This is a genomic window from Cobetia sp. QF-1 (assembly GCF_002213105.1).
Taxonomy (GTDB): domain Bacteria; phylum Pseudomonadota; class Gammaproteobacteria; order Pseudomonadales; family Halomonadaceae; genus Cobetia; species Cobetia crustatorum.
The window spans coordinates 210,988-222,458 of record NZ_NBVS01000004.1 but is presented as its reverse complement, the minus strand read 5'-3'; the positions used below and the strand labels follow the sequence as shown (position 1 = coordinate 222,458).

Annotated in this window: 8 protein-coding genes; 3 read left to right on the top strand and 5 right to left on the bottom strand. The window is 55.8% G+C overall.

Features of this window, described 5'->3' with window-relative positions; genetic code table 11:
• Positions 1 to 55: 55 nt before the first annotated feature.
• Positions 56 to 754, bottom strand: coding sequence for a hypothetical protein (locus CFN46_RS09500; protein WP_024952263.1), 699 nt, complete (start codon positions 752 to 754; stop codon positions 56 to 58).
• Between the two features lie 495 nt (positions 755 to 1,249).
• Here CFN46_RS09500 and CFN46_RS09495 point away from each other — a divergent pair, with 495 nt between their 5' ends.
• On the top strand, positions 1,250 to 2,383 hold the full coding sequence (locus tag CFN46_RS09495) for a helix-turn-helix transcriptional regulator (RefSeq protein WP_176426448.1): 1,134 nt from the start codon (positions 1,250 to 1,252) through the stop codon (positions 2,381 to 2,383).
• 106 nt (positions 2,384 to 2,489) lie between these two features.
• On the opposite strand, the gene CFN46_RS09490 is transcribed toward CFN46_RS09495, so the two are convergent.
• The 3 genes from CFN46_RS09490 to CFN46_RS09475 form a co-directional block, all read right to left on the bottom strand.
• Complete coding sequence (locus tag CFN46_RS09490; protein WP_088743353.1) at positions 2,490 to 4,469, bottom strand: tripartite tricarboxylate transporter permease; 1,980 nt, start codon at positions 4,467 to 4,469, stop codon at positions 2,490 to 2,492.
• A gap of 192 nt (positions 4,470 to 4,661) precedes the next feature.
• Complete coding sequence (locus CFN46_RS09480) at positions 4,662 to 5,816, bottom strand: tricarboxylate transporter (RefSeq protein ID WP_088743351.1); 1,155 nt, start codon at positions 5,814 to 5,816, stop codon at positions 4,662 to 4,664.
• Positions 5,817 to 5,937: 121 nt separating this feature from the next.
• Positions 5,938 to 7,050 (bottom strand): 4-oxalomesaconate tautomerase, encoded by a 1,113-nt coding sequence (locus CFN46_RS09475; protein ID WP_169734529.1) that lies wholly within the window; start codon positions 7,048 to 7,050, stop codon positions 5,938 to 5,940.
• A gap of 137 nt (positions 7,051 to 7,187) precedes the next feature.
• On the opposite strand from CFN46_RS09475, the gene CFN46_RS09470 reads away from it, so the two are divergent.
• Together CFN46_RS09470 and CFN46_RS09465 are read left to right on the top strand one after the other, a co-directional pair.
• On the top strand, positions 7,188 to 8,078 hold the full coding sequence (locus CFN46_RS09470) for a LysR family transcriptional regulator (RefSeq protein ID WP_024952345.1): 891 nt from the start codon (positions 7,188 to 7,190) through the stop codon (positions 8,076 to 8,078).
• A gap of 210 nt (positions 8,079 to 8,288) precedes the next feature.
• A complete protein-coding gene (locus tag CFN46_RS09465) occupies positions 8,289 to 10,091 on the top strand; it encodes a dipeptidase (RefSeq protein ID WP_088743350.1) in 1,803 nt (600 codons plus the stop codon).
• A gap of 131 nt (positions 10,092 to 10,222) precedes the next feature.
• On the opposite strand, the gene CFN46_RS09460 is transcribed toward CFN46_RS09465, so the two are convergent.
• Positions 10,223 to 11,341, bottom strand: a complete 1,119-nt coding sequence (locus tag CFN46_RS09460) for a phosphotransferase family protein (RefSeq protein WP_141103650.1) — start codon at positions 11,339 to 11,341, stop codon at positions 10,223 to 10,225.
• Positions 11,342 to 11,471: the final 130 nt, after the last annotated feature.

Genomic DNA, 11,471 nt, shown 5'->3' with positions numbered 1-11,471 from the left:
TTATTGATTGATGGTGATGAAAATGACGTTGTCTGGCTAAAAAGATAACACAGTGTCAGATGACATCGAAGCTGATCAGTACTTCTTCATGATATTTTAATGAATTGTGTCCAATGGAGTCCGTTGCGGATGCAAGTCCATTCAATGTCCCCGTAATGAAGAAATAGTCTTTTCCTCCATAACCACGACGAATGCATTCAAGCACCCCTTGCTTGAGAACTTCTCTCTTTTTTACCGCCGCCTGTTCTATCGTGAAAGAAAATATGTAATTTGGATTTCCACCGATGAACGACAGCTCTCCGCAAGCGGGATCTTGTGAGACCAACACCCCGTAGTTGAAATAAAAATCACAGGCAGAGTGATTTGAATTATTTATTTCGGGTCGAATCAGCTCTACGGCGACATATGTGTCCAGGTTGTCAACGTATTCATCAATGAGTCCATCGGAAGTCGGCACTGACAGCATGAAGCAGACTTCCGTTTCCGTGCCAAGCAGTGCTTCACGAGACACTTTTTCGCCTATTGTCGCTAGCACCTGAAAATCAAAGATGGGAGAAATAATGACTCCGTCATTCTTGTCGACTATTTTCCAGCCTGCGATTGTGGCACCTCGCTCAACTAAAGTTGAGATCAATCGATCTTGTTCGGCCATAAGGCTTTCTAATTCAGGCAGTGATATGTCAGTAATGTCCAGGCTGGAAAGTCCTGTGTCATCAAATGTTTGAATTGCCGTCTTGTATTCATTGAAGTTCATGCTTTATTCCTGTCGGTAGCGGGGTGAAAATTATTGAATAGCGGTATTTGAAAACAGTCGAGGAATGACACTTTTTCATTGAGATATCTCTGCTTCCATCATGCTCAGCGTGAGCCGACTTTTTCAAGCAGGAAAGGTGTTGGTGGCAAGGGTGTTCTCATGGCAGACAGAAAGTATCAGTCGCTGATGTCGATAGAGGGGATGAGTGATAGGTGACACCGTGTCGGCAAATGGGTCCTGTGGCGCAAAGGCGAAATTGCCTGAGGGCTTGGAGAACCCCTGTGGATGTGAAGCGAAAATCTCACACAAATCGCCAATGAGATTGATTTGCTTTTGATAATCGTTGTATTTTGAGGTCACTTATCAAGACTTCTTGCATAAATTGTGGTGTAACCGAGTGTTTTACCGCCTTTTCTGGCGTTTGACCTGTATTCGTCAGTGAAGACATCGCAGGAGTGAGGACCATGAATTACGATGCAAGGGATTTGCTCTGACATGCATGATCTATCGAGTGTCTTCGTTGACGTGGGTGACGCAGAGCGACCACGCAAGCCTGTTGGCTCGCCAGCAGAAATCGCACATTTGGCGATGACCTATCCTCAGTCAGGTGATTGGTATCAGGTGCGCTACCCACGCAGCCAAGGATGGGCACGTGAGATATCTCTTTGGCAGGGGGCGATGCTGACGCTGTGTGACATGAGCGTCATGCGTGCACATCAGGGACAGCATGTCTTTCGAGATGGGGTATATCTCTGTCTTGTCCTGGAGGGCACGCTCGCACTGGCAGGGCATGATGGGCGCTGGGTCGATATCGCTGCGGGAGAAGGCGGGGTGTTTCGGGCAGTGAATGCGCATGGGACATCGCCTCATCTACTGAAAAGTTGGCACGCTGTTGGACGATTACGCTGCATCAGTCTTCTTATCGAAGAAGAGCGTCAGCAACCGGAGAATGTACGCAAACGACTTGGCATCTGGGATACCCAGACAACCAGTCATCCGCCATATGCCTCAGATGGCCCTGTCTCACATATCTCCAGCTCATACGCGCATCCATCACGTTGGATGCCGGGGTTCAGCTTGTATCAGCAACTGGAAGCCAGCATGCCAGCCGCTGAAAGTGAGGTGGCCATGTGTGAAGAAGGTTGTCTGCTTCACTGGCAGGGGATTGGACTGCAGCTACTGAGCAAGGCTCTACAAACGGCACGATACGGGACACGCTCCAAGGCCTCGATTTCTCATGGCAGGCCCGTGAGCGAAAGTGCTGGGGACGCCGTGATATCGGCTGCTGCGATTCATGCCTCACCATGTCGACATCTCGAAGCGGTACGCAAGCGGCTCAACACCTCTCCGCAGGTTGTTCATCCCCTGAGTGAGCTTGCGAGACTGGCCTGTATGAGCCCGTCGAGTTTACGTCAGAAGTTTCGAGTAGCTTATGGAAAATCGTTGGGCCATTACCAGCGGGAGTGCCGTATGCAGTGTGCCCAGCAGGCGCTATTGCAGGGCATGAGCATCCAGCAGGTAGCACATCGTGTGGGCTACGCGCACGCCTGTAATTTCGCCACTGCCTATCGCCGCCACTTCGGGCTATCGCCGCAGGAGGCACGTGCCAGGTTTCATGAGACCGGATGAGGGTCAGGTGGCAGATAGATCTCCAGGGCTTGGCAGGCATGAAAAACGGGCAGCCATTGGCTGCCCATTTTTCATTTTGATGCAGAGCGCTCAGAAGGAAAGTGGTCTAGAGGAAAGGCACCATCGGAAGCACCACGTCGTCTAACAGGCCTGTTGGATAGTGCAAATTCATCGTGTGCTGCATGCCCAGCAGGAAGACTGCCACGCCCAGTGAAAACAGGGCGGCGAAGCCCAGCGACTTGCGCGCCACGATCCGCTGGAAACCAAGGCAGAAGATTACTGCAGTGCATACGAAGCCAAGCACTGCGCTGATACCGATCAAGACGAAGAAGCCCAGTACCACAGCAATGCTCTTGGTTGCTGGCTGCTTTACTCGAATCATGCCGCGCCGCCAACCATTGAAGACCACCGCGATTACCGAGAGCAGCGTGATGAAAGCAGCCAGCGTGGGGAAGGCCTTGCCCAGCGGCATCAGGCCGCTTATATCGAAGAGTGCCCATATTCCAACCGCTGCCATCATGAGCAACAGCAGTAGATCGACGCCACCAAAGCCTCGCGATTCCAGTAAATCTTCTTCCGGAGAGGGGGCGCTGTCGACCACCTCGTGCGTCTGACGGCGACGCATGATCGCCTTGCGGATCACCGGCAGGAAGAAGGCCAGCAGAATCAGGCCGAGGATGATCAGCACGCCCGGACGAAGGAAGGCTTCGGCACCGTGGAACTGCAGGCTCTGGTAGAAGTAGTTCTCGGCACCCGGCGCCAGTACGAAACCGATCAGAAAGGCAGGACGTGACCAGCCGGCTGTCTTGAACAGCACGCCCAGCATGCCGATCATGGCCAGCGCTACCCAATCACCCAGCGAGCGACTGGCCTGGTAGGCAGCAAACATGATCAGGATGGTGATGGCGGGTGCCAGAATCGCGAAGGGTACACGGGTCAGCTGCGCCACGGGACGAGCCAGCAGCAAGCACAGGCCTGCCCCGAGGATGTTGGCCAGCGCTAACGACCAGATGATGGTGTAGGTCATGTCGAGATGAGTAGTGATCATCGACACGCCCGGTTCGAGGCCTAACAGCAGGAGCCCTCCCAGGAAGACGGCGGCCGTCCCGGAACCCGGAACCCCGAACAGTAGCGTCGGGACCATGGCGCCACACGCACAGGCGTTGTTGGCAGATTCCGGCGCGATGACGCCGCGAATATCACCCTTGCCGAATTGGCTCGGATCCTTGGCCGTCTTGACCGCGAAGCCGTAGGTGATCCAGTCGACCACGGAGCCGGCAAGACCCGGAATGGTGCCGATCAGACTGCCGATACCGGCACAGCGGACGACCAGCCACTTGTTCTTTACGACATCCTTGATCCCGGCAGACCAGCCCTTGCCCAGGTCGGTATTGCCGTCCTTGGCGATGCTGCCACGACCCATCAGTAGCTCGACGATTTCAGGTACGGCGAAGATACCGAGGCCCAGCACGATCAACGGAATGCCGTCGTACAGGTAGTCGATGTCCAGATTCATCCGATATTCGCCAGTCGCGGGAGCAGCGCCGATTGCACCCACCAGCAGGCCCAGTCCGCAAGCGGCGGTGCCTTTGAAGAGATTCTTGCCAGAAAGCACCGCAACCATCGTCAAGCCGAGTAGCGTCAGCACGAATAATTCAGCCGACGAGAAGGCCAATACCAGTGGGCGGGCGACCAGGATGAAGCCGGTAAGAATGATGGCGCCGATCACGCCGCCACACAGTGAGGAGAGGAAGGCACTGGTCAGCGCGCGCGCTGCCTGGCCCTTCTTGGCCAATGGAAAGCCATCAAGCACTGTGGCTTGAGAGGCACTGGAACCGGGGATGCCCATCAGTACCGAGGCGAAAGTATCGCCAGTGGGAATGACCGCGACCATCCCCATCAGCATGCCCAGTGCGTAACCGGGATCAAGTCCATATAGAAAGGGCAGCAGTAGCGCCATGCCGGCGATGCCACCGAGTCCGGGAATGATGCCGACCAGCAGGCCAACGAAGATGCCGATCATCATGAACAGCAGATGGGTCAGCGTAAAGACATGTCCAATACTGGACAGCAGGGTGTCGATCATGGCGTTTATCAACCTCTTTTTCTTGTCTGGCGCGCAAGCAGATAGCCACTCGGATCAATCGTTTTTCAGGTGCGTTGCAGCCTTCATGGAAGCGCTGTGGCAGTTGCTCACGGGATGGATAAGCCTCATATCCCGTGAGCGCATGACGCTATCTGTGATTCAAGGCACCCGTTATGACACTGGCCTCACGACTTAGCGGGATTGAAGTCGAATATTGTGACGTTCCATCAACCAGTTCTTGACCCAGGCGTGCTGTGCTTCAGTGAGTTGCATGGCGCTATGTAGCTGAGCGGCGGCAGCCTTGCCTACCATCAGGCCATAGGGTCCAACCTTCACGGCAGCTTCCTTGAGGAACTCGGGGTCTTTGGCCAGGTCACGCGCGGCTTGGCGGTACTGTTCCAGTAATTCAGGGTCGATATCCTTAGGCACCAGCAGCATCTTCTGCATGGCGTAACCTGAGGCGAAGAACTTGTGGAAGATCTGATAGGCCTCATCGTCACGAGAGTGTCCTTCCTGTGCCAGATATAGCTCGGAGAAGGTTGGCAGTGCCGGGAAGGACGCGTCTCGCTCGATGTGACCTTCATCGTTCATCATGCCCAGGCTGAACAGCGGGATCGCCTGGCCAGCATCGACCAGTGGTGTGACGTTGCTCTTGAATGCTGAAGTGGTCTGGAAATCCAATGCAACTTCGCCGCGTTCGAAAGCCAGGCGGCCCTCGCCACGGCTCTTCATGCCAAAGACAGGGTCAACCTTGAAACCGAGCAGATCGAATGCCATCAGTACCGGCATCTCCAGTCCCGTCGGGTTCTGGCCAGCGAACTTCACTTCCTGAGAGGACAGGGCTTTCAGCGCGCTGGCGCTGTCCTTGCCCAGCGAACTTGAGGCATAGACGACCCCGCCAGTCGGTGCTGCAAAGATCGGTTCCCAGTCGGCATAGTCATAACGCACGCGGCGGTCACGCAGCATGGCGGGATACTGGGTTGAAGCTGAGGTGATCAGCATCTCATCCCCACCATTGCCAGCCCGCTTGCTGAACAGGTTGACCCCGGAGATTGAGCCGCCGCCGGGCACATTGTCGATCACGACTGCGGGGTGGCCCGGCAGGTCCTTGGTGACCCAGTTGGACATGAAGCGCGCCCAGACATCAGTGCCCCCACCAACGCCGAACGGTACTGTCCACGTCAAGGTGTCGGGGACGTCACTGGCGGCATGGGCGGCTGAAGAAAGCGGTAGCAGGCCTATCATTGGCAACATGACAGCCATGGCAGTCGTGCGTGCATGATGCTTGAGTGAATGGCGGCGTGATGGGGTGGCGTGGTGCTCGCGGGTAGACACAGTAGAGAACATGGTCTGACTCCTGATTATTATTGGAAGACTGCTAATTGGTGGAGCGTTATCTCTGCCCGGGAAGGGCAGAGCTCGTTCGTCAGGCAGAACGGTTGTTATCGTCGGCTATACCGTGGTGCATTCATGTGCGTGGCGGCATGACCACGGAATCTGGCAGGTCGATGAAGACCTCTCCGCTCATGATCTTGCGTGCTGTACGCAGGAGGGAGACTCGGCTCGGCGTCATGGGGTCTGTATTTTCGTGCTCGACCTCGACATCCAGGAAGCCTGCGGGGTGCTCCAGTTGGACGTGCTGCGTCAGGCTATCCGCAGTGATGGTACCCGCAGCGAGTGCGATACGATTCGCCAGAGTTCCCGGGACGCTGGTAGCCACGGCCAGCGTGATGGCACCTGTGACGGCAAGAGCACCGTGGCAACGATGCGGCACGAAATAGCGTGTGCAGAGTGTGCCAGTGTCCGTACGGGGTGCAGAGAGAATCACGGGTTTGGGCAGTACTGAACCACGCACATCTCCCATGCCCATCAGCTCACCTGCCTTGAGGCGAATCTTCTCAAGACGTGCCATGGCTTCCAGATTGGCATCCATCTCGGCCGGTGTTTCGTTGCCTTGCCAGCCCAGGCTTGCCGCCTCGATGAGAATCACCGGTGTCGCGGAGTCCAGGCAGGTCACCTCAATACCATCAATCACATTGATGGCCTGGCCGCTGGGCAGCAATTTGCCTGTCTTGGCACCTACTGCGCCAAGAAAGCCGAGCTTGATGGCATTGCCAGCACCTGGAACGCCACTGATCTGAGTGTCGCCCTGGTAGGCGACGCGGCCGCCGGGCGTTGGTACCTGGCAGTCGATCAGAGTGCGAGTGTTGAGGTTATGAATCCGCAGATGCGTGACCTGGTCCTTGGCTTCGACCATGCCAGTCTCGATGGCGTAAGGCCCTACTGCTGCCAACATATTGCCGCAGTTCGGAGAGAAGTCGACTTGATCACCCTCGACATCCACCTGCGCGAACAGGTAGTCGACATCCGCTTCAGGATGGCTAGGAGGAGCGATGAGGGCGATCTTGCTGGTCAACGAATTGCCTCCGCCAAGACCATCGATCTGCAGTACGTGGCCTGAGCCCATGACCTTGCGCAATACTTCGCGGCGGCCATCGTCATCTTTGGGAAGGTGATCCAATCGCAAGAAGGGGCCTCGAGAGGTTCCGCCACGAAGGATTATGCAAGGAAGTGAATGCATCATGTTGAAACGCGCTCCTGTCTGTTTGCGCCTTTCTGAAGCATTACAGCCTCTCATCCATGCATCAAATGCAAATAAATCCTATAATATATGCAATTCTCACATTAATCCGAAAAATGAATCAATGAGATAATTGCATGCATAGATTGGAGTTTCTGGATTTATCGGCGTTCGTGGAGGTGGCGGAAAACCATTCCTTCAATGAAGCAGCAGAGCGGTTGCATCTTTCCCAGCCGGCGCTTTCGCGACGCATTCAGAAGCTGGAGGATGTGTTGGGAGCCAAGTTGTTGGAGCGGACCACGCGTCGGAGTCGTTTGACGCCTATTGGTCGTGACTTCTTGCCGAAAGCCCGCAAGATTCTCGAAGATTATGAATCATCGCTGGCGGGAGTACGCGAACTGGCGACACATAGGAAGGGCATGCTGACGATTGCCTGTCTGCCAACGGCGGCCTTCTATTTTCTTCCCAGTGTGGTGCGCGAGTTCAATATTGCCTATCCCGGCATCCGTATCCGCATTCTTGATATCAGTGCCAATGAGGGTGTCGAAAGGGTGGTGTCTGGTGAGGCAGACTTTGGTATCAACATGGTCAGCGCACACCACCCTGCGGTGGATTTCACCTCTATCTATCGAGACCCGTTCGTACTGGCTCTTCGCCGTGACCATCCGCTTGCACAAAAAAAGAGTGTCGAATGGAGTGATCTGGATGATGTCAGGCTGATTACCGTGTCTCGTGATAGCGGCAACCGCATTCTGCTCGACAACACCTTGCTCTCGGCCGGGATTCATCTCGATGGCTTCTATGAGGTACAGCATCTATCCACATCACTAGGCTTGGTGGAGAGTGGATTGGGCGTTGCCATCCTGCCCTCAATGGCGATGCCGGGGCCGGAGCATGAAGTGTTGTGCCAGCGCGAGCTCCCTGAGCCGCGCATCGACCGTACCATCGGTCTGTTACGTCGACGTGGTGAGTCATTGTCGCCGATAGCGGAGCTGTTCATCGAGATACTGCTCAAACGCTGGAACTGACGAATCAAGGACTGACAATCCCCAGTTTCGTCGGGGTTGGCGCTGGCCACTTCATTACATAAGATGATCATGTATAAGGCGATTTTGTTTTGCGGTGATGGATCATTGCCGCCACAACTCCATTAGCCTCTTCTCATTGCGCGACAAGTTCTGTCACTAGCTCATCGCTTGCGTGCCGGGACTGACAGTCGCTCATCACAAGGATGCCCCATGTCGATTTCAACACGCGTCACCTCTCGCCAGACCGCACTGACCCTCGGTCTTGCTCTGGGACTAGGCACTGCGTTGCCTGCGATTGCTGCTGAGACCAGTACTCCACCGGGGGAACACACTCTCAAGAGCGACCAGCTGGTCAGCCTGATTGCTCAGAATCAAGAGAAGCTGGCGGAAGACTTCAATGGCTTCCTCAAGCAGGTTGCCGAGCGTAATCACGAAGATACGGCAGTTACTAGCGCCATCGAGCAGCATCTGGCTGGCGAAACGCTGGAGGGCGATGACTTCGTCAATATCTATCGCCTGTTAGGGGTGTATAACCGTCTTCAGTACGGTGATGATGTCGAAGCACTCCTCAAGGAGATGGTCGCGATGCCGACCTTCAAGGTGGGTGAGAAGCCGCAACACGAGAATCCCGAGATTGCGCGTTTCGGTGAGCTGATCAAGTCCAAGGCTGAGGAGTTCGGCCTGACCTTCCGTAACGTCGACAATCGTATCTTTGAGGTGGAGCTGAAAGGCACCGGTGATGACGTATTTGGCATTCTGACTCACGGTGATGTGGTGCCGGCGGGTGAAGAGGGCTGGACACTCGAGGATGGGACGCACCTGAATCCGTTCGACATGACACTGATCGATGGCAAGCTCTATGGGCGTGGTACCGAAGATGACAAGGGCTCCATCGCCGCGGCGCTGTATGCCATGAAGTCGCTCAAGGAGAATGATGTGCCGGTCAAGCGCACCATTCGCCTGATGATCGAGACGACCGAAGAGACTGGTGGTGAGGGCTTTGAGTATTACAAGGCCAAGAATACGCTGCCGGAGTACAACATCGTGCTGGATAGCGGCTATCCGGCGATTACTGCCGAGAACGGATTCGGCACCATTGATGCGCGCTTCCCACTGACGCGTGCAGGGAGTGATGACACGGCGAAAGACGGGCTGCCGGCGATTACCGACTTCAAGGGTGGACTTGCGACCAATCAGATTCCTGAGCGTTCGGTCGCGACCCTGCATGCCAGTGATGCAGAGGGTGCGAAGGCATTGAGCAGCAAGCTCAAGACATTGAGTACTCGCTATGTGGATACGCACGGCAAGGACTTCAGTGTGGCCAATGAAGTGAAGGGCGAGGATGTCATCATCACGGTGACGGGCAAGTCAGCGCATTCCTCTTCCCCCGCTGATGGCATCAATCCGGTGACGCGCCTGGCGGGCTTGTTGGCGACCTCTGACATCGACTTCCAGGACAACGCCTACGAAGATGCCGTTCACTATCTGAACGACAACTACGGGCTGGATTACCACGGTAAGCTATTGGGTGTGGCGTACTCTCATGATTTCATGGGGCCGCTCAAGGTTACACCGACCTATCTCGAGCGCGAAGATGCGGCGCTGCGGGTTGCGGTCAACGTGCGCGCACCCGCCGGTGACAAGTCACCGGAAGAGCTGAGCAAGACGATTCAAGACAAGCTGAGTGCCTATGCCAAGGAACAGGGCATGGACATGGCACTGAATGTGGAGATTCGTGACTGGATGTTGCGCGATCCGAGCGGTGCCTGGCTCAAGACGCTGCTCAATATCTTCGGTGACACTACCGGCATGGATGCCAAGCCGCGTTCGTCTGCGGGTAGCACGACTGCCAAACTGCTACCGAATGCGATCAACTTCGGTCCTTCGATGCCCGGCGAAACCTACACTGGGCATACCTCCGGTGAGTTCAAGCGCGTCGACAACCTGATGTTGGATATACAGATGTTCACCGAGATGATGGCGCGTATCGGTAATCAGGATTCCCTGGACTGATTTGACGAGCCGATAATCGTGTACTGAGCAATTGCGGAAGTTGTTAACACCCGCCGTGTGGCCTCTATGGAGGTTATGCGGCGGGTGTTTACGTTTCTGGGCAGGATTGAATCGGGTCGCGATGTACCAGATCATGCGCGCAGGGCGCTGGCCAGTTGATGCCATTCACTGGTCACGCAGGTAATGCTCTCGGTAGACAGGTAGTGGCGAGCACGTTCACGGACATGGGCGATCAGCGCCTCTTCGCTGAGTTCGCCAGACCAGTCTTCTCCGCTGTGCCCGGTGTCCTGAGTCTGTTGATTGAGTGCCAGCCATTTGGCACACCAGCTGACCGACCACAGCCACATGGCGCGGCGTGCCTGCATGAGGGTGTCAGGGGTTATCAGCTGCTCATCAGCCCCTGCGGCGTGCATCTGGGCACGCCAGTGCCGATAGGCGCTCACGACTTCCTCGGGTGTGAGGACGGCGTAACTGGCAATGTCCCAGGTGGTTGAGGTGTAAAGCGTGGCATGAGCCAAATCGAATCCCGGTAAACCATAGCGACACTTCTCGAGATCGACCAATACCGCCCGCGGCGGTTGGCCTGTTTGCGTATGGCGGGCATGCTCGATCAAGAAGTTACCGGGATGTGCGTCAAAACTTATCAGACTGACGGCAGTGGGAGCCGAGACGCTGCTGACGAAGGATTTCAGCGCGCGGCGTTCAGTCTCGATCAGGGCTTGGCTCTCGCCGGTGATGCCCGCAGAGGCGAGGTGGTCACACTGGGTATTGATCTCGCTCAACATGGCTTGCCAAGGCGAATCGGGTGCAAGTAGCGGGGAGCGATGTGCCTGCTCAGGAAGCGGTAGGGCATGCAGACTGGCGAGTGTCGCCATGATCGCTGGTAGGTCCTCAGGTAGCCTGGCGGGGCGCCCCTCAATAGCTTCAACCAGCAAGCCACCCCGTGGTAAATCCTCATTCGGAGGCAGTACATGATGGAGCTGCGGTGTATTACCACTGGGCTGACAGCGTGCAAAACAGGTGCGTTGGTAGGTGAGATTTTCCTCGGCCGCCAAGCGCATCTGACTCTGCTTGGGGAGACGCGCCATCCATGTCGTCCCGCTTGCAAACGTCACCCGTAGATGGGCATGAGCCAGCCCACTATCCGGCAGTGCCTGGATAGCAGTATGGGAAATATTCTGTGCTTCAAGCGCGAGAACGAGACCATCGTGCAAGCGTGTGAGTGGATCAGTGATGGGGAAAGAGGTCATGTCAGAGAGGACTCGTCGATAAAGATGTCTCAAACCCTACACCACTCACGCCAGCGAGTGGGCTTGTGTACTTGCGTTAGCGGCCTTGCGCCCTCATAGCATGAGGTAACCTGACTTTTTTATTCGCCAC

What these genes read in the sequence shown, in the direction of transcription:
- CFN46_RS09490 (WP_088743353.1), bottom strand. Translation starts at nt 4,469, where the DNA reads ATGATCGACACCCTGCTGTCCAGTATTGGACATGTCTTTACGCTGACC.
- CFN46_RS09495 (WP_176426448.1), top strand. Translation starts at nt 1,250, where the DNA reads ATGCATGATCTATCGAGTGTCTTCGTTGACGTGGGTGACGCAGAGCGA.
- CFN46_RS09465 (WP_088743350.1), top strand. Translation starts at nt 8,289, where the DNA reads ATGTCGATTTCAACACGCGTCACCTCTCGCCAGACCGCACTGACCCTC.
- CFN46_RS09460 (WP_141103650.1), bottom strand. Translation starts at nt 11,341, where the DNA reads ATGACCTCTTTCCCCATCACTGATCCACTCACACGCTTGCACGATGGT.
- CFN46_RS09480 (WP_088743351.1), bottom strand. Translation starts at nt 5,816, where the DNA reads ATGTTCTCTACTGTGTCTACCCGCGAGCACCACGCCACCCCATCACGC.
- CFN46_RS09475 (WP_169734529.1), bottom strand. Translation starts at nt 7,050, where the DNA reads ATGCATTCACTTCCTTGCATAATCCTTCGTGGCGGAACCTCTCGAGGC.
- CFN46_RS09500 (WP_024952263.1), bottom strand. Translation starts at nt 754, where the DNA reads ATGAACTTCAATGAATACAAGACGGCAATTCAAACATTTGATGACACA.
- CFN46_RS09470 (WP_024952345.1), top strand. Translation starts at nt 7,188, where the DNA reads ATGCATAGATTGGAGTTTCTGGATTTATCGGCGTTCGTGGAGGTGGCG.